Annotated in this window: 22 protein-coding genes and 1 pseudogene; 13 read left to right on the top strand and 10 right to left on the bottom strand. The window is 66.9% G+C overall.

Annotated features, from left to right (window positions below):
- Nucleotides 1–18: 18 nt before the first annotated feature.
- Nucleotides 19–1,158: a serine hydrolase domain-containing protein gene (locus EV646_RS33980; RefSeq protein WP_158291099.1), complete on the bottom strand. Its 1,140-nt coding sequence runs from the start codon at nt 1,156–1,158 to the stop codon at nt 19–21.
- An 84-nt stretch (nt 1,159–1,242) separates the two neighbouring features.
- On the opposite strand from EV646_RS33980, the gene EV646_RS33975 reads away from it, so the two are divergent.
- The gene (locus tag EV646_RS33975; RefSeq protein ID WP_132156022.1) at nt 1,243–1,800 is read left to right on the top strand and encodes a GNAT family N-acetyltransferase; all 558 of its coding nucleotides are present in this window, start codon (nt 1,243–1,245) and stop codon (nt 1,798–1,800) included.
- A complete protein-coding gene (locus tag EV646_RS33970; RefSeq protein WP_132156020.1) occupies nt 1,797–2,453 on the top strand; it encodes a cupin domain-containing protein in 657 nt (218 codons plus the stop codon). The genes EV646_RS33975 and EV646_RS33970 overlap by 4 nt, the downstream gene beginning before the upstream one ends.
- On the opposite strand, the gene ptsP is transcribed toward EV646_RS33970, so the two are convergent.
- The 5 genes and pseudogenes from ptsP to EV646_RS33950 form a co-directional block, all read right to left on the bottom strand.
- Nucleotides 2,432–4,303 carry a phosphoenolpyruvate--protein phosphotransferase gene (ptsP, locus tag EV646_RS33965; protein ID WP_338419306.1) on the bottom strand — a complete coding sequence of 624 codons (1,872 nt, stop codon included), beginning with the start codon at nt 4,301–4,303 and terminating at the stop codon, nt 2,432–2,434. The genes EV646_RS33970 and ptsP overlap by 22 nt on opposite strands.
- Before the next feature lie 36 nt (nt 4,304–4,339).
- Nucleotides 4,340–4,750: pseudogene (gene dhaM / locus EV646_RS40860) on the bottom strand (dihydroxyacetone kinase phosphoryl donor subunit DhaM); the annotation flags it as partial.
- Nucleotides 4,747–5,367 carry a dihydroxyacetone kinase subunit DhaL gene (gene dhaL, locus EV646_RS33960; RefSeq protein ID WP_132156256.1) on the bottom strand — a complete coding sequence of 207 codons (621 nt, stop codon included), beginning with the start codon at nt 5,365–5,367 and terminating at the stop codon, nt 4,747–4,749. The gene dhaL and the pseudogene dhaM, both read right to left, overlap by 4 nt.
- Before the next feature lie 2 nt (nt 5,368–5,369).
- Nucleotides 5,370–6,365 carry a dihydroxyacetone kinase subunit DhaK gene (dhaK, locus tag EV646_RS33955; RefSeq protein ID WP_132156016.1) on the bottom strand — a complete coding sequence of 332 codons (996 nt, stop codon included), beginning with the start codon at nt 6,363–6,365 and terminating at the stop codon, nt 5,370–5,372.
- A gap of 183 nt (nt 6,366–6,548) precedes the next feature.
- Entirely contained in the window at nt 6,549–7,109 is a 561-nt protein-coding gene (locus EV646_RS33950) for an RNA polymerase sigma factor (RefSeq protein WP_132156014.1), read from the bottom strand.
- A gap of 61 nt (nt 7,110–7,170) precedes the next feature.
- On the opposite strand from EV646_RS33950, the gene EV646_RS33945 reads away from it, so the two are divergent.
- Nucleotides 7,171–8,673, top strand: coding sequence for a serine/threonine-protein kinase (locus EV646_RS33945; protein ID WP_241996502.1), 1,503 nt, complete (start codon nt 7,171–7,173; stop codon nt 8,671–8,673).
- 152 nt (nt 8,674–8,825) lie between these two features.
- Here the strand turns inward: EV646_RS33945 and EV646_RS33940 are convergent, their stop codons facing one another.
- The 3 genes from EV646_RS33940 to EV646_RS33930 form a co-directional block, all read right to left on the bottom strand.
- Nucleotides 8,826–9,968 (bottom strand): MFS transporter, encoded by a 1,143-nt coding sequence (locus tag EV646_RS33940; RefSeq protein ID WP_132156012.1) that lies wholly within the window; start codon nt 9,966–9,968, stop codon nt 8,826–8,828.
- A 95-nt stretch (nt 9,969–10,063) separates the two neighbouring features.
- On the bottom strand, nt 10,064–10,783 hold the full coding sequence (locus EV646_RS33935) for a hypothetical protein (protein WP_132156010.1): 720 nt from the start codon (nt 10,781–10,783) through the stop codon (nt 10,064–10,066).
- A gap of 112 nt (nt 10,784–10,895) precedes the next feature.
- Nucleotides 10,896–11,588, bottom strand: coding sequence for a hypothetical protein (locus EV646_RS33930; RefSeq protein WP_132156008.1), 693 nt, complete (start codon nt 11,586–11,588; stop codon nt 10,896–10,898).
- A gap of 278 nt (nt 11,589–11,866) precedes the next feature.
- Here EV646_RS33930 and EV646_RS33925 point away from each other — a divergent pair, with 278 nt between their 5' ends.
- From EV646_RS33925 to EV646_RS33890, 9 genes are all read left to right on the top strand, one after another.
- Complete coding sequence (locus EV646_RS33925) at nt 11,867–13,153, top strand: ABC transporter substrate-binding protein (protein WP_132156006.1); 1,287 nt, start codon at nt 11,867–11,869, stop codon at nt 13,151–13,153.
- On the top strand, nt 13,150–14,079 hold the full coding sequence (locus EV646_RS33920) for a carbohydrate ABC transporter permease (RefSeq protein WP_132156004.1): 930 nt from the start codon (nt 13,150–13,152) through the stop codon (nt 14,077–14,079). Before EV646_RS33925 ends, EV646_RS33920 begins: the two co-directional genes overlap by 4 nt.
- The gene (locus EV646_RS33915) at nt 14,076–14,903 is read left to right on the top strand and encodes a carbohydrate ABC transporter permease (protein ID WP_132156002.1); all 828 of its coding nucleotides are present in this window, start codon (nt 14,076–14,078) and stop codon (nt 14,901–14,903) included. Before EV646_RS33920 ends, EV646_RS33915 begins: the two co-directional genes overlap by 4 nt.
- A 107-nt stretch (nt 14,904–15,010) precedes the next feature.
- Nucleotides 15,011–18,646, top strand: a complete 3,636-nt coding sequence (locus EV646_RS33910) for a hypothetical protein (RefSeq protein ID WP_132156000.1) — start codon at nt 15,011–15,013, stop codon at nt 18,644–18,646.
- A 254-nt stretch (nt 18,647–18,900) separates the two neighbouring features.
- Nucleotides 18,901–19,359: an excisionase family DNA-binding protein gene (locus EV646_RS33905; RefSeq protein ID WP_132155998.1), complete on the top strand. Its 459-nt coding sequence runs from the start codon at nt 18,901–18,903 to the stop codon at nt 19,357–19,359.
- Nucleotides 19,360–19,390: 31 nt separating this feature from the next.
- Complete coding sequence (locus tag EV646_RS39620; protein WP_199237357.1) at nt 19,391–19,603, top strand: hypothetical protein; 213 nt, start codon at nt 19,391–19,393, stop codon at nt 19,601–19,603.
- Complete coding sequence (locus EV646_RS39615) at nt 19,600–19,914, top strand: PIN domain-containing protein (RefSeq protein ID WP_199237356.1); 315 nt, start codon at nt 19,600–19,602, stop codon at nt 19,912–19,914. Before EV646_RS39620 ends, EV646_RS39615 begins: the two co-directional genes overlap by 4 nt.
- 187 nt (nt 19,915–20,101) lie before the next feature.
- Nucleotides 20,102–20,329, top strand: coding sequence for a hypothetical protein (locus EV646_RS33895; protein WP_132155996.1), 228 nt, complete (start codon nt 20,102–20,104; stop codon nt 20,327–20,329).
- Between the two features lie 25 nt (nt 20,330–20,354).
- Entirely contained in the window at nt 20,355–23,006 is a 2,652-nt protein-coding gene (locus tag EV646_RS33890; protein WP_132155994.1) for a patatin-like phospholipase domain-containing protein, read from the top strand.
- Between the two features lie 127 nt (nt 23,007–23,133).
- Here the strand turns inward: EV646_RS33890 and EV646_RS33885 are convergent, their stop codons facing one another.
- Nucleotides 23,134–23,349, bottom strand: a complete 216-nt coding sequence (locus EV646_RS33885; RefSeq protein WP_132155992.1) for a hypothetical protein — start codon at nt 23,347–23,349, stop codon at nt 23,134–23,136.
- 315 nt (nt 23,350–23,664) lie between these two features.
- Here EV646_RS33885 and EV646_RS33880 point away from each other — a divergent pair, with 315 nt between their 5' ends.
- Nucleotides 23,665–23,898, top strand: a complete 234-nt coding sequence (locus tag EV646_RS33880; protein ID WP_132155990.1) for a hypothetical protein — start codon at nt 23,665–23,667, stop codon at nt 23,896–23,898.
- The last annotated feature ends 39 nt before the right edge of the window (nt 23,899–23,937 follow it).

Raw genomic sequence — 23,937 nt, 5'->3', positions numbered from 1 at the left:
TGGTGCTGAGGCTGTGTCTCAGCTGGCACGGAAGGCGGTTGCGAGTAGCTGCTCGACGTAGGGCTCGGGGTCGCTCTCGCCCCAAGGGCTCAGCGACACAGTCAGCTGCCGCTGGCCGTCCGCAGTGGTCCACGAGGCGGCCTGGTACCCGAAGATGTCGCCGTCATGGCCCCACAGCCGGATGCCGTTGACAACCCTGGTCTCCAAGCCCAGACCGTAGTCATAGTCGCGGCCGGTGGTCCGGATCGTCAGCAGCTGGGTCTGCTGCTCTGGGCGGAGGAGGCGGCCAGTGAGCAGAGCGCCGTAGAAGCGGTTGAGGTCCGCCGCGGTAGACACGAGCTCACCCGATGCGCCGCTGACCGACGGGTTGAACCTGGTGATGTCTACCGGCTCCTGCCCTCGCGGCAGGTAGCCGTGTGCATGAGGTCCGGAGATGACCGAGCGGCGGCCTGGGATTTCGGTCCCGTGCGGCCCTAGCCTGCGGAGGATCCGGCGGTCGACCTCCTTGGCGTAGTGGTTGCCGGTCACCTTCTGGATCACCAAGGCGAGCAGGACGTAGTTGGTGTTCGAGTACATCCAGGAGGTGCCGGGCTCGAACAGCAGCGGCTGTCCGGTGGTGAAGTCCAGCAACTCCTGCGGGGTCCACGTCCTGTCGCGAAGGGCGATCACACTGTCGACCGAGCCGTAGAGGGTGCGGAACGCACGGGTGTTCGTGTAGTTGACGATGCCGCTGGTGTGCTGCAGCAGCTGGTGCAACGTGATCCGGTCATCCATGGCGCCGGGCAGCCAGTGCGTCACCGGATCGTCAAGCCCGAGCCGCCGCTCCCCGGCCAATTGCAGTACGACGGTCGCCACGAACGACTTGGTGATGCTGCCGGCCCGGAACCGCCCGTTGACGGCGACGGGCTTCGTCGTACCGAGTTCAGCGACGCCGCTGCTGCCCCGCCAGACCCGGCCGGAGTCGTGTACTTCGGCGAGCACGGCCGACGCCGCCGAAGCGGCCAGATCGTCCAGGACTTTCTGCAGCGCCGCGGCGTCAGGTGCCTCGGTGGACGCCGGCAGCTCGGCTCCCGCGGATGGGAGCAGGCTCGCGCCTCCGGCGGTCAGCGCGAGCAGACCGGCGATGCCGGTCTTGAGGGTGGTTCGACGGTCGATCATCTGCCCTCTCCAAGGTCTATTCATCTATGATCCTAGTACTATAGGTAAATGAAGGGTCGTCTGGAGGTGGATTAGCCTGGGCGCATGGAGCCTGTATTGCGGCTGGCGGTGAGGGCGGACGGGCCGGTGATCGCTGAGCTGGCCCGGGGGTCGGTGCGGGAGTTGTTCCCCGCGTACCACGACGCCGCGGAGACCGCGAGCGCGATGGAGTACATCACCACGCTGGACCTGACGCTCGTTGACGACGGCACCTATTACGTCCACGAGGTCGACGGCGAGATCGTCGCGTGCGGCGGCTGGAGCCGGCGGAACAAGCTGTTCAACGCCAGTACGGCGGGCGCCGACGAACGACTGCTGGATCCGGCGACCGAGCCGGCCCGGATCCGGGCGATGTTCGTCCGCAAGGACTGGACCAGGCGTGGGCTCGGCCGGGCGATCCTCACGGCATGTGTCGACGCCGCGCGGGCGGAGGGCTTCACCAGGCTCGCGTTGATGGCGACGCTGCCCGGAGTCCCGCTGTACAAGGCGTTCGGGTTCACCGAGGTCGAGCCCGCAAAGCTGCCGATGCCGGACGGCGTCGTACTCGATGCGGTCGCAATGGAACGCCCGATCGACCTGCCCGAAAAGGAGAAGTCCGCATGAGCTCAGGGACAACAGTCGTCGCGCCCGACGGGACCGAGGTCGTCCTCGGCGAGATCGGCACCCGCGTGCTGCTGAAGAACTCCCGGGTCCGCGTCTGGGAGGTCGCGCTCGCGCCCGGCGAGGCGCAGGGCTGGCACCTGCATCACAACCCGTACGTCGTGCTGTGCCTCTCGACCTCGCCCTGTCACATGGACTGGCTCGACGGCAGCCCGGCCCGGCAGCTCAACGAGACGGTCGGCGGGTCGGTCTACCGTCCGGTGTCGCCGGTTCACATGCTCACGAACGACGGTGAGACGCCGTACCTCAACCGGCTGATCGAGCTGCTCGATCTGGGTGAGGAAGCGTCCGGCGACCCGTACTTCGGGGTTGCCGGCGTGCCTGCTGACGCGGGGTTCGAGCAGGTCGGTGAGGTGCCGGCGAAGGTGGTCGTCGACGAGGCCGACGTACGCGTTCAGCACGTCACGCCGGACGCGGGGGAGTCGTACACGTGGCGCACCGGGGCCTACCCGGCGCTCGTCGTGGACCTCGACCTCGAGCACCCGGACGTCACGTATCTCGAGCCGGGCGAGTCGTACACACTGCCGGCGAAGGCCGCGCGTACGTCGGGCTTCAACCTGGTGGAACTGCGCTACTACAGCAAGCCGCGCACCTGAGCAGCGTCCCGTGCCGCCAGCACTTCGGCAGTGTCGACCTCGGATAGATCTGCCTGCCGCAGCCGAGCCTTGACCAGCGGGACCTGCGGACCGACCGCACTGAGTTCGTGCACACCCAGAGCAGCCAGCAGTACGGCGCTCTGCGGGTCGCTGGCCAGATCGCCACAGACTGCGACCCGGACGCCGGCGTTCCGGACGACGTGGTCGATCAGCCGGAGTACGGCGGGATCGAGGCCGTCGGCGAGCGCGGCGACCGAGGTGTTGGTGCGGTCTGCGGCGGTCGTGTACTGGGTTAGGTCGTTCGTGCCGATGCTGACGAAGTCCAGTCCCTCGGTGATGGTGTCGATCCGAAGAGCAGCCGCCGGGACCTCGACCATGATGCCGACCTGCAAACCTTCCGGCCGCGGGCCGAGTTCCTGCAGCGCCCAGGCGACTTCGTCCGCTGTGGTCACCATCGGGAACATCACGTGGACGGGCGTCTCGGTCGCCACGTGGCGGATCGCCTGGAGTTGGTCGCGGAGGAGTTCGGGCCGGCGGCGGAAGACCCGGATGCCCCGCTCGCCGAGGAACGGATTCGCCTCGTGATCCTGAGGAAGGAACGGGAGCGGCTTGTCGCCGCCGATGTCCCAGGTCCGGATCGTGATCGGCTTGCCCTGCAGGGCTGCCGCGATGGCCCGGAACCGTTCGACCTGTTCGTCGACGGTCGGAGCGTGGTCCTGAAACAGCACTTCGGTGCGGACGAGGCCGGATCCGTCCGCGCCGCGAGCGTCGATCGCGTCCTGAACAGAGCCGACGTTGACGAGCACCTCGATCAACTGCCCGTCTCTGGTGATCGCGGGCTGAGCTGCTTGGTTCAGCGCCTCTTCGCGCTCGGCTTGGCGCTGCGTGATCGTCGTACGGACGCTGTCCTCGTCCGGCTCGACCTCGAACGAGCCGGTACGCGCGTCGAAGGCAACGGTCGCGCCGTTCGGTACGTCGACATCGCCGATGCCGGTGATCAGCGGAATTCCCCGGGACCGCGCCACGATCACTCCGTGCCCGGTCGTTCCCGCCGCCCGGACCGCGATGCCGGCGGTCTTGCTGGCGTCGATGGTGGCCGCGGTCGCTGCGTCCAATTCCGCTACCACGAGGATCCCGCCGGCCGGTGGGGTGTCGTTGCTCAGGGCACCTGTCAGTGCGCGCAGGACTCGGTCCCGAACACTCCGTACGTCCTGTGCGCGCTCACGCTGGTAGGCGTCGTCCAGCCCTTCGAACGTCGCGGCCAACTGGTCGTAGGTCTGCTTCCACGCATCGATCGCGGGCGAACCACCTTGGATCGCGCTGGAGACGGCCTCGAGTGGCGTGCGGTCCTTCACAAGTGCGAGGTGTGCGTCAAAGATGCCGCTGTGGTCAGGGCTGGTGCCACGCAGGTGGATGAGCTCGGCAGATGCCTTTCCGAGCGCGTTCTCGAGACGTCGGTGTTCAGCTGCGGCGTCACCGGGCGTGTAGCCGGTCAGGTCCACCTCGGCGTCGACAACAACTGCCGGCCCGATCGCCACATCAAGCCCTGAACCGCTGGCAGCAACCACAGGCTCGGATACAGGCGCGTCACCGAAGTTCTCGGCTGCGAGTTGGTTGATTGCGGCAAGCGCCTCGGCGGCTTGCGGGCCGCCGGCACCTACCTCCAACCGGTGACCCCGCTGAGCGTTGAGGGTGGCAACCATGCTGAGGCTGCCGGCATCGACTGGTCCGCGACCGGTGTCGAGATCCGTCAAGGTGACAACGGCATCGAAGGAGTTGACCAGGGCAACAACGCGCGCGGCCGGTCGCGCGTGCAGACCATGTTCGTTGCCTACGACAACCTCAATCACCTGATCAGTCGGCCCGGCTTCTGCCGCTGTTTCGACTGAATCTCCGAGATGGTCCTGTTTGGCGACCAACCCACGGTTGGCCTCGGCAACCACCGCGTCCAGTGAAGCGCCCGTCGACGCCGTCACGACCGCCGCCACCAGCCCTTCGACCAGTGGCGCGCTGGACAGCTTCACGCGGCCCGCGACCTCGGGATCGACGAACTCCAGTGCCAGCTCCGCACTCAGCACCGCGCTGCCCAAGTCGAGCAGCACGAGTACGCCGTCCGGGCTGTCGGCCGCCGCGATCGCTTCGGACACGGCCATCGCGTCGGTGCCGAAGGTCTTCTCGTCCAGCCCGGCCGCGACCGCGATCACCGGGCGGTTGTCCTCGGCAACCATCTCGGCGGCGAGCCCGACCGCGGCCGTCGCCAGCGCGTGGCTGTGCGACACCACCACGATCCCGATCATGCGAGTGTGCGCGCGGCCGACTCCAGCAGCAGTGTGGTGCTCGTGGCTCCAGGATCCTGGTGCCCGGCGCTGCGTTCGCCGAGGTAGCTTGCGCGACCCTTGCGAGCGACCAGCGGTACGGTCGCGTCCCGGCCCTTCGCCGCCGCCTCGGCCGCCGCCTCCAACGCTTCCTTGAGACCTGATCCACCTGAGACGGCTGCGTCGTACGCCTCAAGCGCCGGCGCCCATGCGTCGTACATGGTCTTGTCGCCGAGTTCGGGCTTGCCGCGGGCGAGGATCCCGCCGACGCCGGCCTTGAACGCCTCGCCGATCGTCGCCGGGGTGAGCTCGGCGCCGGCCAGCGCGGTCCCGAAGCGGAGGAAGAACGTGCCGTACAGCGGCCCGCTCGCCCCACCGACCTTGCTGACCAGCGTCATCCCGGCTTTCTTCATCAGCTCGTCGACCGAATCGAACGTACTCTCGTCAAGCAGTGCCACGATCGCCGCGAACCCACGGTCCATGTTGGCCCCGTGGTCCGCGTCCCCGATCGCCGAGTCCAACTCGGTCAAGTACGCCGCGTTGTCGTGCAACGTACGAGCGGCATCACGCAGCCAGTCGACGAAGTTCTCGACTCCCATGCTCACGCGCCCCAGCGTAGGCCGGGGGTGTTGACCGGGGCGTCCCAGAGGCGTACCAGTTCGTCGTCCACCTTGAGCAGGGTGACCGAGCAGCCCGCCATTTCCAGCGAGGTGATGTAGTTGCCGACCAGTGAGCGGGCGACGGTGATGCCGGCCCGGTCGAGGAGTTGGGCGACCTCGTTGAACATCAGGTACAGCTCGATCAGCGGCGTACCGCCCATGCCGTTGACGAACGCGATCACCGAGTCGCCCTGCTGGTACGGGAGATCGCCCAGCACCGGGTCGACCAGCATCGCGGCGATGTCCTTGGCCGGTGCCAGCGGCAACCGTTGCCGGCCGGGCTCGCCGTGGATGCCGATGCCGACCTCCATCTCGTTCTCGGCCAGGTCGAACGTGGGCTTGCCCGCCGCGGGTACGGTGCACGAGGTCAGCGCCATGCCCATGCTGCGGCCGTTGTCGTTGACCTTGGTCGCAAGCTCCGCGACCTCCTGCAGCGAGCGGCCTTCCTCGGCTGCCGCGCCGACGATCTTCTCCAGCAGCACGGTCACGCCGACGCCCCGGCGCCCGGCCGTGTAGAGGCTGTCCTGGACGGCGACGTCGTCGTTCGTCACCACCGACAGCACCTCGGTGTCCTCCGCCAGCTCGGCGGCCATCTCGAAGTTCATCACGTCGCCGGTGTAGTTCTTCACGATGTGCAGTACGCCGGCACCCGCGTCGACCTCCTTGGTCGCCGCCATCATCTGATCCGGCACCGGGGAGGTGAACACCTCACCCGCGCACGCCGCGTCGAGCATCCCGAACCCGACGAACCCGCCGTGCATCGGCTCGTGCCCCGACCCGCCACCGGAGATCAGCCCGACCTTCCCCGGTCTCGGCGCGTCCTTGCGATAGACGATCCGGTTCTCGAGATCCACCCGCAACCGGTCCGGATGCGCCGCCGCCATCCCCCGCAGCGCCTCACTCACAACATCACCAGGTTCGTTGATGAGCTTCTTCATGCCCCCCATCTGAGCACATCCAACCCGCCAGCGGCAGCCCGCAAATCGCGCCCCTCTCGCCTCACGTTTGATGGGTTACCCCACCAGTCTGTGGGTTCCCCGCTCGTATTCAGGCGGGGAACCCACCATTTGACTGGTTGACCCACCAAACGGCTGGGCAGAGGGGCAGGCGAGGGGAGGAGGTCAGTCCTTCGGGCGGAGGAGGGGGCGGACTACTTCGCGGGCGTCGTGGATGCGGGATTTGACCGTGCCGAGGGGAGCGCCGACCTCGAGCGCGATCTCCTCGTAGGAGAGGCCGTAGACGTCGCGGAGGACCAAGGGAGTGACCATCTGGGGGCGGTCGCGTTCCAGGGTTTCCAGGGCCTCGAGGAGGTCCAGGCGGGTGCCGGCGATGACGCTGGTGGTGCGGGGGTCTGGCTTCTCCATGGTTTCCGGGTTGTGGGCGGCCTGCGCGGTGCGCTTGAGCTTGCGGTACGTCGAACGCGCGGAGTTGGCCGCGACGGAGTGCACCCAGGTGGAGAAGCTGCTCCGGCCGGAGTAGGTGTTGATCTTGGTCGCGATGTTGAGCAGTGCCTCCTGGGCGGCGTCCTCGGCATCCGCGGAGTACGGCAGGACGCTGCGGCAGATCCGCAGTACGCGCGGATACACCTGCCGCAGCAGGTCGTCCATCGCGTTCTTGTCCCCGCCGGCGGCCAGCTCGGCCAGCGTTCCGAGGTCGTCGGTCGGACTGGTGCTCTCGCTCATCTGCGCCTTTGCTGTCGTTCGGCCCCGGGCATGGGACTCTCAGTAATCCATAATGCCTTGTATGGGGGTCCCGAGCAGACTAGGACGTTACGTCGTACGCCGACGCCTGGGCTCGGGCGGTTTCGCTACGGTATGGCTCGCTCACGATGAGCAACTGGACGCCGAAGTCGCGATCAAGGTGCTGGCCGACAACTGGGCCCACGATGACTCCGTCCGGCGTCGGTTCCTCGAGGAGGGCCGATTCCTGCGCCGGGTCGAGTCCGAGCACGTGGTCCAGGTCCACGACGTCGGCGAACTCGAGGACGGCCGCCCGTTCCTGGTGCTCACGTACGCCGACCGCGGCACGCTGGCGGACCGGCTGAAGCAGGAACCGCTCCCGCTGGCCGAGGCGGTCAACGTCGTCGTCCAGGTCGGCCGCGGCCTCGAGGCACTGCATCGCCGGGGACTGCTGCACCGCGACGTGAAGCCGGCGAACGTCCTGTTCCGGAGCACCGACGAGGGCGAGCGCGCCGTACTGTCGGATCTCGGCCTCGGGAAGTCGCTGGACGAGGTGTCGCGAATCACAATGCCCGGCGGCACTCCGTCGTACGTCGCCCCTGAACAGGCGATGGGTGAGCGGCTGGATGCGCGCGCCGACCAGTACTCGCTCGGAGCCGTCGCGTACGCCGCTCTGACCGGACGTTCACCGCATCAGGTCGACGGGCTTGGCGCGGCCAGCCGGGTCGAGGTGGCGCCGCCGCCAAGCTCGCTCGGGTTCGACCTGCCGGACAAGATCGACGCGGCGATCGTCCGCGCCCTCGACCCGGACCGCGAGAAGCGCTGGCCGGACGTCCAGACCTTCACCAAGGAACTCGTCGGCGCCCTCGACGAAACCACCCATGACTTCGCTCCGCCGAAGTTCGCGCCGCTCGTCGCGACGACGGACGACGGCGAGAAGACCGCGCTCAGCGACGCCAACAAGCCGACGATCGTCGGGGCCGAGCCTGCTTCGGTCGAACCAGAGCCAGAGCCGGCAGCGCCTCCCAAGCGCCGCCGTGGCCGCTGGGCGATCGCCGCCGTACTGGCGCTGATCGTCAGCGGAGGCGGCGGCTACGCGGCCCAGCGGTATCAGGCGGCCCAGGAGGTGACGACCTTCGCGTACGGCGGGATCTCGGTAGAACTTCCGCGCGGTTGGGCAAAGTCGGTGGCCGAGTCCACCTGGCAGCCGCCGGGCAGCGCCAACTCGTACCAGGCGCTCCGGATCAGCCGCGGTGGCTGGCCGGCCACGACCGCCGGCGTGTTCGTCGGTACGACGGACTCGCGCGTAGCGAAGCTGGCGCTCGGGAAGGGCACGGACCTCGGCTGCAAGCACGACGGGGACGTGAAGGCCGTCCCGCGCACAGACGGCACCAAGGTGACGGAGCGCTACTCCCAGGACTGCGGCAGTGATGGCAGTAGTACTCTCCTCCAGCGGGTTGTGGACACGGGGACCACGAACTCGCAGCTCATCCAGGTCCTGGTGCCCGGCGACGACGAAGGCCGCGCCGCCGATATCGCTGACTCGGTGAAAACCAACGCCGGCTGAGCACCCCCTGCCCAGTTGTCCAGCATGTTTGAGGAAGTTCTGGTGCGTATCCCGACGGAACGGCTCCGGCCGTCTCCTGCCCTGATCCAGTCCACCCGCCGCCGGTTCTACCGCCTGCGGTCCACCATCTTCCGAACCATCTGGCCGATCGACTAGCCGACCGTCAGCCAGGTGATGGCGAGGCCCAGCACCCACAGGCCGCTGCCGACCCAGGCCAGCGTGTGGAGTCCGGCGACCATGCCTGCTGGTTGCCCGACCACAGCGCCGTACACAGCAATGCCGACGGCTCCGACCGCCTGGCGGCACGTGTTGTTCACACCGCTGGCCAGCCCGGCGCGGTCCGGCGGCAACGACGCGACAGCCGCGCTGACCACCGCAGCCGTCAGCAAGCCCATCCCGACGCCGAGTCCGATCTCCACCGGTACTACGGCCGCATAGCCACTGCCATCCCGCACGGCGAGCAGCGACACGGACCCGGCTGCGCCCAGCGCCAGTCCGACGGTCATCGGCAGTCGAGGGCCGTAGCGAGCGGTGATCCGCCCGGAGATCGGTCCGAGAACGGCCAGCGGCAGGAACAGCGGCAAGAGCTCCAGGCCAGCCAGTAGAGCGTCATGGCCGAGGTGTTCCTGGAGGTAGAGCGTCATCACGAGCACTGTGCCAAGGCCGACCAAGTTCATCAGGCCGGCGGTGACGTTCGCGCCGATGAAGTCTGCTCCGATCCTGAGCCTGGTACGCGCGGTCTGGTGAGCAGGCTGGTGTCGCGGAACCAGCCGCCACGCCAGCGGTAGCCCGACGGCGATGATCGGCAGGTTGATGAGGAACACCGCACGCCACCCGAAGCCGCTGACCAGCGCACCACCCAGCAGCGGGCCGGACGGTAGAGCTAGCGCCCCTGCGCCTGACCAGATCCCGACCGCACGTGCTCTCGCCGCGTTGTCGTCGTACAGGTCGGTGATGACGGCCAGGGTGCCGGGGAGGAGCAGTGCGGCGCCGATGCCTTGTACTGCGCGTGCTGCCACGAGTAGCTCGATGGTTGGAGCTGCGCCGCAGGCCAACGATGCGAGGCCGAAGACAGTGAGCCCTGTGAGCAACACGCGCCTGTGGCCGATGCGGTCGCCCATTGCGCCGCAGACGAGCAGCAGGGCAGCGAGCGTGATCATGTACGCGTCCACAACCCACTGCTGACCGGCCAGGGTGGTGTCGAGGTCCACGCGGATGGTCGGCAGCGCCACGTTGACCACCGTCACGTCCAGCTGAACCAGGAAGATCCCGACGCAGAGCAGTGCGAGCAACATGAGTTCCACGTTCCCACCGGAAAACCTCGGCTTGTGTCGAAGTGCGCCGTAGACCTGACTCCGGCCGGTCGGCAAGCTCTGGCGGACCTGCTTGCTTAGAGAGGGCTGTCTTCGCGGACGACGCTGCTGGTGGCGTGGTCGAGCACGTCGATCAGAGCCTTGGCGTCCTGAGGCAGGCCGGTGGAGCCCATCTCGACCGCGCAGTTGCCGGTGGCATCGGCGACCCAGCGCACGATGACATAGCGCAGTACCGCCTCAGGCGCCTGCGACTCCGGCGGCACGTAGGAGTAGATCAGTGTGGCGTAGTTGTCCTCGGTGACGCTGGAGATGATCGTCAGCATCTGGCTCGGATCGAGCTTGTCGAGTTGCTCGATCCGCTCTGCCATCGAGTCGGCCGGTGGGCGCCGGATGGTGAAGCCGGCCTCGATCCGGATCCAGCGCTTCGAGGTCGGATCGGTGAAGCGGGCGTTGATCGGCGGATCGGGCTGGGTCATCCGCCAATCGCCGGGCACGCGGACCGTGACGCGCGACTTGTACACGTACTTCACGGTGAACGAGCGGGTCTTGTAGCTGAGGCCGCCCGGGTCGAGGGCCGGTGCGTTGTCGCGCTTCACCGGCCTCGGTGTTGCGGTCGGTGCCGAGGGGGTCGGCGTGACTGGTTTCACCGTGCCGAGCGGAGCCGCCGTACCGAAAGCTGTCGAGGACCCCTCGACCTCGGTCAGCAGTCCCACGCCGTATCCGCCCGCGGCGCCGAGTGCCGTGATCGCCAGTAGACCCGATCCCAGCAGCGCACCCACAGTCCCCCGACCAGCCACGCCTGCCCCACCTCCCCAGAGTTTCCCTACTCCCGCAAAAGACACCGTAGAGCGCCGAAAGGTTGCATCAGCCGCGTAACAATTTCACTTCCGGGCAGCTGACAGGCGGCTGTCAGTCCTCCGGAGTCACCGATTTGGCGGCCTGGTCGGCGATGTAGTTCAGCGCCTTGGCGTCCTGCGGGAGACCGGTGATGGACATCTCCACGTTCGCCAGGTTGTCGCCCCCGGTGGCGACCCAGCGGACCATCACGTAGCGGGTGGTCTCGTTCGGGATGTAGGTGTAAATGAGCGTGGACGTCATCCGGCTCTGGCCGTCGGAGCCGGTGATCTCGGCGTCGGACTGGTCGAGGATCTTGAAGTAGTCCTCGTACGGGATGCTCGACTCGAGTTGCCGGATCAGGTTCTCCCGCTGCTGCGCCGTGGTCAGCTCGACCTTGAACCCGGATTCGACCCGGACGCCGCGTTCCCGCAGCGAGTCGAGGAACTTCACCTCACCGGGCGCCTTCTTGTTGACCGACTTCTGCCACTCGTCCGGCACCCGGATCGACAGCCGCACCGAGTAATCCTCGTGCACGGTGAAGGTCTGCGTCCGGAAGTCGAGGTCGCCCACCAGCAGCGGCTCCAGGTCGCTCGGAACCGGCGTCTTCCGCGGCAACGGTTGCCCGGGCGTGGACTCACCGAGCGGTGCCGCCGAACCGGTCGCCACCGGCTGCCCAGGCTCCAACCGGTCGCCGGCCAGATAGCCACCGGCAACCCCGAGGAGAGCGATCAGCAGCACACCGCTGACCAGAACCGGACGTTTCACCCGCGCACCACGAATCTGCCCGCCATCCCGTCGTACGACGGACTAGGCGGAAGGCGGCGGATGGTCACGTGCACGCGGCCATCTTCTCAGGACACCCGGGCACCGACCCAAAAATCGACTTGCCGGCCGCTCGGACTGAATCCTTTCAACGAGGTCTTGACACCCTCTCGGGCCGTCCGTAGCGTCCCGCGTGAAGTAGTTAACACGATTTTCCGCTCAGTTCACAGTGACAAGCGGTAACTAGGGGCGGCGTTCGCCTCAGGGCTCAGGAGGAACTCATGGCACTCGATCAGTCCGTCAGCAGAAGGCGTCTCCTGCAGCTGATGGGCGGGGCCGCCGCCGTCGGCACGCTAGCGGCCTGCGGTGGCAACAGCGGCTCGTCGTCGTCATCCGGCGGCCAGCTGAAGGTGATCGGCGTCGGCGACCAGGAGGCCGGTCTGCGGAAGGCGCTGGACGAGTACAAGAAGGCGCACTCCGACTTCGACTTCAACCTCTCGTTCGCGCCCGCCGACCAGGTGCAGACCGCACTCCGGACCCAGCTCGCGGGCGGCAACGCACCCGACATCCACGTGGTCTACCCAGGCAACGGCAGCGCGATGTCGATGGCTCAGCTGAGCAAGGCCAACCTGCTCACCGACCTCAGTGACCAGTCCTGGACCCAGAAGATCCCGACGGGCTTCAAGGGTGCGTTCCAGAACGACGGCAAGACGTACATCTTCTCGCCCGGCTCGAGCATGCTCGGTGCGATCTACAACAAGAAGGCGTTCGCCACCGCCGGCGTCGAGCCGCCGACCACCTGGTCGGAGCTGCTCGCCGTCTGCGAGAAGCTGAAGGCGAAGGGCATCGTCCCGATCGCCCTCGGCGCCCAGACGCCGTGGATCACCCAGCTGATCCCGTACGCGCTCGTCCCCGGCACGGTCTACGCGAAGACGCCCGACTTCGACGACAAGATGATCGCCGGCCAGGCGTCGTTTGCCGACTCCGGCTGGGTCGACGCGATGGACAAGTACCTCGAGCTGCAGAAGAAGGGCTTCTTCAACGCCAACCCGAACGGTACGACGTACGAGCAGGCCACCTCGCTGGTCGGCACCGGCAAGGCCGGGATGGCCGTGCAGGTGTCCGCCGTACTGCCGGCCTTCCGCAAGGCGTCACCGTCGCCGGACGACCTCGGCATGTTCCCGTTCCCGGCCACGGATGTTGCCGCCGACAACTGGATTCCCGGTGGCGTTGTCGTCGGCATCGCGATCAGTGCCAAGAGCAAGAAAGCCGATCAGGCCCGCAAGTTCTTCGAGTACTGCGGCCAGCCGGACACCCTGAGCGCCTGGGCCGAAGCGGTCGCGTGCGTACCGTTGTACTCCGACGGCGAGCCGAAGGTGGACCCGGTGCTCAAGCCGTTCCTGCCCTACCTCAAGGACAACAAGGCGGTCCCGTTCATGGATCAGCGCTGGCCGAACGCCGAGGTCCAGCCGACCCACTTCGCCGTCGTCCAGGAGCTCCTCGGTGGCAAGACCACGGTCCAGGACGCCTTGAAGAAGATGGACGAGGCCTACCGGAAGACGGCATGACAACAGTTACTGCTGCGGTTGGGCGGGGTGCGGCGAAGGCGACGCGGCGTCGCGGCGGCATTGCGCCGCCGTGGTACTTCGCCGCGCCGGCGCTGATCGTCTATGCGCTGGTGATGCTGTACCCGGCGATCGCGGGTGCCGGATCGGCCTTCACGGACTGGTCCGGCGTCGGCGATCAGCGGTCGTTCGTCGGGCTGGAGAACTTCAAGCAGCTCTTTTCCGACGATCAGGCGATCGGTGCCTTGCGCAACACTCTGTTCCTGACGGTGGCGATCGTCGTCGTACAGAACGGGATCGGTCTGCTGCTCGCGCTCGGCGTGCATACGACCATCAAGAGCCGGATGGCGCTGCGGGTGGTCTTCTTCGCTCCCGTCGTGGTCAGCCCGGTGATGGTCTCGTTCCTGTGGAAGTACGTCTACAACCCCGCGCCGGATGCGGGACTGAATGCCGCACTCAACGCGATCGGGCTCGGGTCGCTCCGGCAGGACTGGCTCGGCAATCCGTCGCTGGCGATCTGGTCGGTCGCGTTCACGGTGATCTGGCAGTGCGCCGGGTACTCGATGGTGATCTTCCTGGCCGGCCTGGAAGGTGTGCCGCAGGAGCTGCACGAGTCCGCGATGGTCGACGGCGCCGGCACGGTCGCGCGGTTCCGGCACATCACCTGGCCGCTGCTCGCGCCCGCGGTGACGATCAACGTGATGCTGTCGACGGTCGGCGGCCTGACCTTGTTCACCCAGATCATCGCGATGACGAACGGCGGTCCCGGCTACGCCACGGACACGTTGTCGACCGTGCTGTACAAGCAGGCCTTCGTGTACGGGAAGTTCGGCTACAGCACCGCGGTCGCGCTCGTCCTGGCGATCTTCGTCGCGGCGGTGTCGTTCATCCAGATCGGCTACCTACGTTCCAGGGAGACGACCGCATGAGGACCGGCTACCGTCCCCGGACGTTCGTTCGCGAGCTCGTCATGATCGTGGTCGCGATCGCGTTCCTGTTCCCGGTCTATGCCCTGGTGACACTGGCCTTCAAGGACTCGACGCAGGTCGCCAACAAGCCGCTGTCGCTGCCGGATCCGCCGTCGGTCAGCAACTTCGGCGAAGCGTGGCAGTCGGCGTCACTCGGATCCGCGTTGCTGAACAGCACGGTGATCACGGTGTCGAGTGTGGTGATCCTGATCGTGCTCGGCTCGCTGGCGGCGTACTTCCTCGCGCGTACGGCGTCCCGGTTGAGCTACAGCCTCTACATCCTGTTCCTGGTCGGCATCATCCTGCCCTTCCAGCTCGGGATGATCCCGCTCTACCAGCTGGTCAACGATCTGGGTCTGCTCGGCACGTACCAGGGGATGATCCTGTTCTACAGCGGGATCCAGTTGCCGTTCACGGTGTTCCTCTACACCGGGTTCATCCGCTCGCTGCCGGCCGACTACACGAACGCAGCGCTGATCGACGGCGCTTCGCATCTGCAGGCGTTCGGGTATGTGATCTTCCCGCTGCTGCGGCCGATCACCGGCACGGTGCTGATTCTCAACGCGGTGTTCATCTGGAACGACTTCTTCACCCCGCTGCTCTATCTGGGCGGCTCGGGCCATGAGACCGTGCCGGTCCGGGTGTTTGCCTTTGTCAACGAATACACCTCGAACTACGGCCTCGTCGCGGCCGGGCTGGTGCTCGCGGCGCTTCCCATCCTGCTGGTTTTCCTGATCCTCCAGCGCTACGTCATTCGCGGCTTCTCCAGTGGCCTGAAGGGATAACCGTGGCTCTCCCCGAGCGCCTGGCGTCGGTACTTGCCGATCCGCCCAGGGCCTTCTCGCCCGTGCCCATCTGGTGGTGGAGCGGGGAACCGCTCGACCCTGCTCGGTTGCGGTGGCAGCTGGAGCGGTTCGTCGAAGGCGGCGTGTACCAGCTCGTCGTACTGAATCTGGCGCCGGCCGGGTCGGATCATGGGTGTGATGCGGATGATCCGCCGTTCTTTTCGGAGCAGTGGTGGTCGATCTTCCTGGGCGTGTGTGATGACGCTGCCGAGCTTGGGGTCTCGCTGTGGTTCTATGACCAGCTCGGGTTCTCGGGTGCGGACATTCAGGCGCGGTTGGTGGCTCGCCAGCCGGTGTTCGCCGGTCGGCGTCTCGAGCGGGTGACGGTCTCGGGTACAGGTCGGCTGGTGCTGCGGTGTCCGGCTGGTGGTCGCGCGGTCGCAGCGCTGCTGGAGCCTGTGGATGGTGGCTTCCAGTCCGTGACTGTGCTGGGTGACGGTGCTGAGTGCGAGGCGCCGATGGAGTCGCGGCTGTCGTTGTTCTACGAGGTGGATCATGGGTTCGACTACCTGAGCTCTGCGGCGTGTACGGCGTTGCTGGACCAGGTGCATGGTGAATTCGAGCGACGGCTTGGTGATCGGCTCGGTCGCGTGGTCGTCGGGTCTTTCCAGGATGAGCTGCCGTCGGTGCCGACCTGGTCAGCTGACTTCGCATCACGCTTTCTTGCTCGGTACGGGTACGACATCCGCGATCGACTGGGTGCGTTGTGGGATTCCGCCGTACCTTCGGCGGCTTCTGTGCGGCGGGATTACCACGCTTTGCGGGCTGCGCTGGCAGAGGAGGCGTTCTTCCAGCCGCTGCATGCGTGGCATGAGAAGCATGGGTTGATCGTGGGCTGCGACCAGCAGGATCCGGCGCGGGCCGGGCAACCTGTCGAGGGCGTTCAGTTGTACGCCGACTACGCGCGTACGCACCGGTGGTTCAGTGCGCCGGGGTCGGATCATCATGGTGATGCGCGGATTCATTCGTCGCTGGCGCATTTGTACGAGCGACCGCGGACGTGGATCGAGGCGTTCCACTCCACTGGGTGGGGTGGGACGTTGGAGGAGACGTTCGACTGGTTGTTGCCTTGGTTGCGGACCGGGGCGACGCTTTACAACCCGCACGCGGTCTACTACACGACGCGCGCCGGGTGGTGGGAGTGGGCGCCGCCGTCGACGGACTGGCGGCAGCCGTACTGGCGGCATCACAAGCTCTTCGCAGATGCTGTGGCTCGGTTGTGTGCCGCGTTGTCGTTGGGGCGGCATGTGTGCGAGGTCGCCGTACTGTTCCCTTCAACGACTGCGCAGGCCTCGACCGGGCTGGACGGTCCTGGGCCTGAGGCTCTCCGTGCGCAGGAGGTCTATCGGGAGCTGATCGGGGATGCGACGTGGTTCGCGCCGGTGCTGGGGGTGCTGGATCGGGCGCGGATCGACGCGGATGTGATCGACGACGATTCACTGGCCGGGGCGGAGGTGGGGGACGGGCCGCGGTTGTACATCGCCTCCGAGGAGTACGCGGCCGTTGTGTTGCCAGCGGCAACTGTTCTGGAAGATGCGGTGGTCGAGAGGCTGAACGAGTTTGTTGCCGCAGGCGGCTTGTTGGTTGCTGTGGGCGCCATTCCGGCCGGGTTGGAGGGCTCGGTGGTGTATGTTGCCGAGGCCTCCGATGTGCCGGCCGCTCTGGGCCGATTGGAGCGTCGAGTCGAGGCTGACGTACCTGTGCTGACGCGCGAGGTCGACGATTCGCTGGTCGTTTTCGTGACTCCGACCGATTGGAGCGCCACAGAAATCGCGGGGGATGAGGCGGTGGAGCGGGGGATCAGCCACGCTTGGGCGAGTGTGGGATATTCGTTTGATCCGTCGCGCTATCGATCGTCGGTGACGCTGCGGGTCCGGGATGTGCCTGGGCCGCCGGTGCTGGTGGATCCGTTCGGTGGCTCCCCTCGGCCCCTTGGCTATGAGACTTCTGGAGATGTTGTCTCAGTCGAGGTGCCGTTCGACGCCGGCCCGGCTGCTTTGGTAGTGTTTGCTGTGGGCAACGATGCTGCTCCGTCTGCGGTGTCTCCGGAATGGCGAGTTTCGAGCCTGGATGGTGACTGGGAGACGGAGCTGATCCCGACCCTCGACAACACCTGGGGCGACTTCGCCTGGCCCGCCTCGGCGCCGTCTTCGGAGGTGGTGGTTGAACGCTGGGCTCTCGACCACCGCGTCGAGGGCTCGGACGAGTGGCGCCCGGCGCACGCCACCTTCGGGCCGCACGGCCTCATCGACGGTCAGCCGATGGAGTACTCGGAGCGCCTCGGCATCCACAAGGACCCGATCCACCACCACGCCCTCGGTCCCAAGGGACACGTTCCAGAGGACTTCCTCGATTTCGGTACGGTCGCTGCCGGTCAGACCGTCACCTTCACCGCTACCTTCACCCTCGCCGCTTCGCTCGATGCAACGGTTGTGGTTGGCGCTCCCGCGGCCAAGGAACTGCTGATCGACAATGCACCGCTACCGCTTGTGGACGCGGGTGGCACCTTCGGTTCCGCTCCGGTGATGCTCGAGGCCGGTACGCATCAGCTCGAGCTTCGGCTCACACCGTCCGAGGAACTGGACCTCCGCGCCCATGTGGCCTTCGTTCGCGACCTGGCGTCGTACCGGCGTCCCGAATGGATCGCGGCCGACTCTGGCACCGCGATTCGCTACAGCACGACCGTCGTACCAGGTGATTGCACCGAGCTCACGCTGACCGCATGGGGATCAGCACGGCTGTACGTGAACGGCCACGAAGTCGGTCGGCAAGGCGGCTTCATGCCGTACGAGCGTCCGACTCCGCGCGTACGCCGGTACGACGCAGCCGCTGCGCTACGAGCCGGTGTCGAGAACGAGATCGTCGTGGAGGTGACCCAGCCGACGCCGATCCTGGTCGACGGCCTGGCGATCTCCGACCACGACTGGCAGGCGACGGCCGACGGCTCGGCGGTGCCCGTCTCGCGACGCCGACCGTGGCATCGCGCCCTGGCCGACCTGTACCTCACCCGCCGGCCGCATCCCCTTCCGGCCGCAGCTTGGCTCGACGGCACCTCTTCTACCGCGGTCGAGCCGGTCACCTTCGCGGTGCCTCGCCCGACGTCGGAGCGCATCGAACACCTACGATTTGATCTACCCCCAGGGACTGTGCAGCTCGACATCGACCTGGTGGGCGAGGCCGTGTTGGCGGTCGACGGCGAGCAACTCGCAACCGGCTCGGGTCACATAACTGCCGCCATCCCTGCCGACGCGAAGACCGCCGTGCTCACCGTGATGACCACCCCCGGCCACGAGGCCGGCGCCGCCCTCACCGCCCCCATCCGCGCGACCGTAGGCCCCGGCCGCCTTCCCCTGGGCAAGTGGGAAGACCACGGCCTGGCCGAATACAGCGGCGGCATCCGCTACACCCGCGAACTCGACGTCCCCGCCGCCCAGGCACTCCAACTGGACCTAGGCCAAGTCCGAGGCACCGCCGAAGTCTTCATCGACGGCACCCCCCAAGGCGCCCGCTTCTGCTCCCCTTACACCTTCAACCTCACCACCACCCCCGGCCCCCACACCCTCACCATAGAAATCTTCAACACCGCCGCCCCCCACCTGAACGCCACCAGCCCCACCCACTTCATCTTCCCCGGCCAAACCACCTCAGGCCTCTTCGGCCCGGTAACCCTCAAGACCTCCTGAACCCTCCACTTTGTGCATGAGATCCGTATGCCACGGGTCGCGACGTACAGATCTCATGCACAAAGTCGAGATCGGGGGAAGGAGGTCATAGACCTCGATGCGGTCGAGGCGCCAGCTCACCCACGCCAGATACGGCGCCCATCTCGCCCACCCCGGCGGCGCGTGTACAGGCCGGTTGCGCTTGCTTCGAATATTGCGGATACTTCACTTGTTGGTCACCGATGAACGTCGGGTGGCCACCGGGAGGAGTGACCATGAGCAACGCAGATTTTGCCGGCGTGCGTCCTGACGCCGCTGAAGTCCGCACGGCTGATGTCGCCCTGCGCCGCGTCAAGCGCTACCTGGCCGATCACCTCGAAGAACGCGACATCCAGGTGGTGGTGGGTGGCGACCCTGATGACACCTTGGCGATCCCGCGAAGCGCCGTGGAGCTTTTGGCGCGCGTGCTCGCGCATATGGCCGCAGGGCAGGCAGTCTCGGTCGTTCCAGCTCATGCGGAGCTGACGACGCAGCAGGCGGCCGACCTTCTCAACGTTTCGAGGCCGTACCTCATCGGTCTGCTCGATCACGGCAAGATCGAGTACCGGCGGGTTGGAAAGCATCGTCGGGTGCGTGCGGATTCGCTGATGGACTACAAACGCCAGGACGATCAGAAGCGCCGTGAAACGGCAGACGAGCTGACCCAGCTCGACCGGGAGATGGGCCTGTACTGACGTGCCCTTCATCGTTGTCTACGACGCAAACGTGCTCTACTCCAACAACGTACGAGACCTTCTGATCCGAGTCGCGCAGGCAGATCTCGTCCAGGCGAAGTGGACCGAGAAGATCCTCGATGAGACATTCCACAATCTCAAGACCAACCGCCCCGATCTCGATCCGGTCAGGCTCGATCGCACCCGCGCGTTGATGAACGGGGCGATTGCAGACGTTCTCTCGTCACCGGCTACGAACCTTTGATCGAAGGCCTGTGCCTTCCTGATCCCGACGACAGGCATGTTCTGGCTGCCGCTATCAAGGCGCATGCACAGGTCATCGTCACCGAGAATACGAAGGACTTCCCGGAAGCGATGCTGTCGGACTGGAGCATCGAAGCTCAGTCGGCGGACGACTTCGTGCGCGATCTGATCGACCTGAACCGGCAGGCGGTTTACGCACAGGTGCAGCGCATGGCAGACACCTGGCAAAACCCACCCGGAACTGTCGAGGACGTCCTCAACGGCCTTGAACACAACGGCCTGATGGGAAGCGTGGCAGCACTGCGAGGCTGAAACGAAACGGCGATGAGGTTGAGTCGAGCGACTGCCCGGCGACGATGCGCTTGACGGGAGTCGCTCGGCGCTGTCAATGAAGCGGGCGATAGCACGCACACGGTTGTCCGTCGTCTTTGCCAATGTTGTAAAGCCCTCATGCCGGGATCCCCGGAACCGGCGGTTTGCAGGGGGCGTCGTAGGGGGCGTGAAGCTCAAGGTGCGCGTCGTGCACTACCGGCACGACTGCTGGTACGCCGATATCGACGACGCCGAGGATCGGCAGCCGGACGACCCGTACTGGTACGCCGACGGCTGCGGCTCGCAGGCCGAGGCGATCACCCTCGCGTGCGCGCAGTTGGCCGCGCTGGACCAGGCCGTTGCCGCCGGCACCCGGCTCACCCGGATCAGTGAGGTCCTGCCACTGGCCGGGTGATCCGGCCGACCGGCATCATAGGGCGATGCTCGGGGAATCGGACGGCACCAAAGGCGACGCCACGATCGAGCAGATCGGCCGGCGCCGTACGTTCACCAGGACACTCCAACTGGCTGTGATACTCGCGGTCGTCCAATGGCCGATGCGCGACGCGGTCCACGACGCGGCCGGTCTTGCGGCAGACTGCGAAGTGCCGGGCCGGTTGTCGCTGCTGCTCGACGCGATGTTCATCATGGCCTACGTCTACGCGGCGTATCGCGCGTACAAGTACGTCAAGTTCCTCAACCGGCAGTCGTGGACGCGGGTCGCGGCGATCGGGTCCTGGCTCGTCTGCGTCGCGGCGGTGCTCGACGTGGTCGAGGACATCCGGCTGTGGCGGGACTTCGGCACGGGGCCTTGCGCCGATCTGTCGACCGGGTGGTTCAGCTGGCTGATGCGAGCCGTCGCGCTGATCGGCGTACTGATTCTGGCTGGCTGCTACTTCGCGACCAGCCGCTACGGACAGCGGAAGTTGTACGGCGTTCAGCTCGAGCAGCCGGCGACCTTCCGGCGGATCCTGGACGACGGCAAGGACTCCGGCCGGCTCGTGATCACGTGCTCGGGCGGCGGCATCCGGTCGGCGTCGTTCTGCCTCGGTGCGCTGCAACTCCTGCGGGAGAAGGGTTTGTACGACAAGGCGTCGACGGTGATCGGTGTCAGCGGCGGTGGCTACATGGCCGCCGCGTTCCACGTCTTGCGTCGTACGTGCGCTGACCCGTTCTCACCGGGATCGCCCGAGCTCGCGAGGCTGCGGCGTCAGACTCGATACCTGCTGCAAGGCGGCCGGGCGATGTTCCGCGCGGCGTTGTCGGTGCTGTTCGGCTTGGTCGTCAACCTGCTGCTGATCGGGATCGTGCTGCGGGCGATCGCGTGGGTGCTCGGCTGGTTCCTCGCCGACCAAGGCGTGATCCTGCCCGGCGACCAGGACATCCAGGTCGACTGGCGACCGAACGGCTCGTGGTTCTTCGTCGGCTTGTCGGTGTTCCTGATCGCGGTCAGCGCGGCAATGTTCCTGCTCGAGAAGGTCTGGGATCGCTGGGCGCGAATGCCCGACGGCGTGCGCAAGGTCCTCACCACGATCGGGAACGCGAGTCTCCTGTACGGCGTCCCCGTCGCCGTACTGCTGCTCGGCGTACCAGGAGGCCTTTATCTATTGGGCCAACTGCCCGGTGACTCGTCCGATCAGCCAAGTCTTCCGTCGGCCTTGCTGGCGTTGGTCGACCCCACGAAACAAGGTGTCGCCTCCTTCGGCGCGCTGGTCGTCGTACTGATCGGGCTCGGCAAGTCGGTGTGGAACGGGCTCGCGGTCGAGGGCAAGGAGGCGACCGGTCTGCGGGCACGGTTGCTTGCGTTCGGCCGGACCAAGCTCGCGCCGTGGGCGGCCAGTGCGATCATCGTGATCGCGGCCGTCATCGTCCTGCTCCGCTGGACCGGCGGCTATGCGACCGACCGCTCGTACCAGGAAGACTGGAACGTCGCGCTGGTGCTCGCGCTGATCGCGGTCGCCATCAAGGTGCTCACCGATGCGAACCGTACGTCGTTGCACTCCTTCTACCGCGAGCGGTTGTCACGGGCGTTCCTGGTCAAGCGGCAGGACAACGGAGCCGCGGTCGCGCTGGACTACCACCTGCGGCTGCGGTACTCCGACTGGGCGAAGCCAGTGGACGGCGGGCCGCAGTTGGTCATCGCGGGGGTGGCGAATGTCGACGATGCGGACTTCGTGCCGACCCAGCGCGGCTGCGTGCCGTTTGTCTTCGACGCCGAGCAGATCGGGATCGTCGGCGACCGGTCGCTGCCGGACGGCGGACGTCGTACGACTGACGATTACGAGCGCGAGGCCGACGTACTCAAGCGTGAGGTGACGGTGCCGGCAGCGATGGCGATCAGCGGGGCCGCGCTCAGTCCGCTGACCGGCCGGGTGAACTCGCGGACCAGGCCGGTGCGGCTGCTGCTCGCCGTCCTGAACGCCCGCCTCGGCGTGTGGCTGCCGAACCCATACTGGAACAACCGTCCGGAGCCGGCGTTCCCCGAGGTGCGTGGCTTCTTCCCGCGCGTACGGCGGTACGTCGGCAGCGTGATCGACAAGCCCGGGCCGTACCGGCTGCTGCGGGAGGCGATCGGATCGCCGTCGATGTACGACCGGCGGATCTACGTCACCGACGGCGGGCACTACGACAACCTCGGCCTGGCCGAGGCGCTCCGGCGGGAGCCGGCCCAGGTGATCGTAATCGACGCGTCGAACGACGCCGAGGACCGGTTTACCGCGCTGGCCGAGGCGATCGCCACCGCCCGGATGGACCACGGGATCCGGATCGACATCGACCCGTCCCCGATGGTCCGCGGCGCCAAGCCCCGGGCCGACCGGGCCTGGGCGTACGGGATCGCGACCCATCCGCTGAAGGACGGCGAGGAGAAGCCGTACAAGACCGAGATCTTCTTCGTAAAGGCGGTGCTGGCGGGTCACCTCGGCTGGGACATCGAGCAGTACGCCGTGCAGCACCCGGACTTCCCGCGTCGTACCACCGGAGACCAGTTCTACGACGAGTGGGACTTCGAGGCGTACCGCGCGCTCGGCTACTCGCTGGCTGAATCGCTCACCGAGCATCACCGGGTCCGGCATCGGCTCGCGGATTTGTAACACTCAGTCACGGTTACCGGATGTAACCAGTGAGGGAGGGGGACCTCATGGCTACCTTCAATTCACCGCCGGGCTGGCCTGAACCGCTGGAGCCCGACTGGGAACCGCCACCGGACTGGCTGCCGGATCAGTCCTGGCCGGCCGCGCCACCTGGCTGGGCCTTCTGGCTGAACTCGCGCGGCACCCGGTCCCGCGGCCCGAGCGGCGGGTACGGCGCCGAGCCGCCACTCAAGCTGGTCGCCGGCTGCGTCGCGGGCGGGATCGCCTTCATCGTGCTGCTGACCGCGATCAGCGGGGGCGACAACAGCGGCGCGACCTTCGCATCGGTGCCCGGGTCAACCATCACGACCACGGTCACCGTGCCTGGGCCGACGGCAACAATCACAGTGACCGAACCCGTGGGTGAACCTGTGGATAACCGGCCCTGCCTGTGGATAGGTCTGGGTTGTCTGTGGACAAGGCAACCAATTCCGATGCCGATGCACGTGCAGTCCGCCTGGTGAGCGGATGGTTGCCTCCCCCTCCGATGCCTGGTGGGATGGGTGACCGCGCTGGAATCTTTACAAAGATTTAGTCGTGACGTCCGGCGCGTCAGATCGTTGATCTGTCAGACAGTTCGCGATCAGCGGATCGCTGGGGAATCCGGAGAGGTGTGCCTGTGCATCGATTCAACCCGCCGCCCAGTTGGCCCGAGCCGCCGAGCGACACCTGGCGCCCGCCGCCCGGCTGGGAGCCTGACCCCGAATGGCCGGACGCCCCGGCCGGCTGGGGCTTCTGGCTCAACCGCCACGGTCGCCCCGCCACCGGCCCCATCGGAGCGTACGGCGCCCTCGCCGCGGGCCGCGTCGAGTTCGCCACCGTCGATCCGTCCCTGGTCCTGATGCACAGCTAGTACTCTCCCCCGAACCACCTGCCGCCAGGCGCAGTGGCG

The sequence above is a fragment of the Kribbella antiqua genome (genome assembly GCF_004345665.1).
In the GTDB taxonomy this organism is placed as follows: Bacteria; Actinomycetota; Actinomycetes; order Propionibacteriales; family Kribbellaceae; genus Kribbella; species Kribbella antiqua.
Note: the sequence above shows the minus strand (reverse complement) of the source record. Positions and strands in the feature narration are given on the sequence as shown.

Bases quoted from the DNA above. Each gene is read 5' to 3' on its own strand.
- EV646_RS33980 (WP_158291099.1), bottom strand. From the start codon at position 1,158: ATGATCGACCGTCGAACCACCCTCAAGACCGGCATCGCCGGTCTGCTC.
- EV646_RS33975 (WP_132156022.1), top strand. From the start codon at position 1,243: ATGGAGCCTGTATTGCGGCTGGCGGTGAGGGCGGACGGGCCGGTGATC.
- EV646_RS33970 (WP_132156020.1), top strand. From the start codon at position 1,797: ATGAGCTCAGGGACAACAGTCGTCGCGCCCGACGGGACCGAGGTCGTC.
- dhaL (WP_132156256.1), bottom strand. From the start codon at position 5,367: ATGGGAGTCGAGAACTTCGTCGACTGGCTGCGTGATGCCGCTCGTACG.
- dhaK (WP_132156016.1), bottom strand. From the start codon at position 6,365: ATGAAGAAGCTCATCAACGAACCTGGTGATGTTGTGAGTGAGGCGCTG.
- EV646_RS33950 (WP_132156014.1), bottom strand. From the start codon at position 7,109: ATGAGCGAGAGCACCAGTCCGACCGACGACCTCGGAACGCTGGCCGAG.
- EV646_RS33945 (WP_241996502.1), top strand. From the start codon at position 7,171: ATGGGGGTCCCGAGCAGACTAGGACGTTACGTCGTACGCCGACGCCTG.
- EV646_RS33940 (WP_132156012.1), bottom strand. From the start codon at position 9,968: ATGTTGCTCGCACTGCTCTGCGTCGGGATCTTCCTGGTTCAGCTGGAC.
- EV646_RS33925 (WP_132156006.1), top strand. From the start codon at position 11,867: ATGGCACTCGATCAGTCCGTCAGCAGAAGGCGTCTCCTGCAGCTGATG.
- EV646_RS33920 (WP_132156004.1), top strand. From the start codon at position 13,150: ATGACAACAGTTACTGCTGCGGTTGGGCGGGGTGCGGCGAAGGCGACG.
- EV646_RS33915 (WP_132156002.1), top strand. From the start codon at position 14,076: ATGAGGACCGGCTACCGTCCCCGGACGTTCGTTCGCGAGCTCGTCATG.
- EV646_RS33905 (WP_132155998.1), top strand. From the start codon at position 18,901: ATGAGCAACGCAGATTTTGCCGGCGTGCGTCCTGACGCCGCTGAAGTC.
- EV646_RS33890 (WP_132155994.1), top strand. From the start codon at position 20,355: ATGCTCGGGGAATCGGACGGCACCAAAGGCGACGCCACGATCGAGCAG.
- EV646_RS33885 (WP_132155992.1), bottom strand. From the start codon at position 23,349: ATGGTTGACCCGGGCACCGATGCGAAGGTCGCGCCGCTGTTGTCGCCC.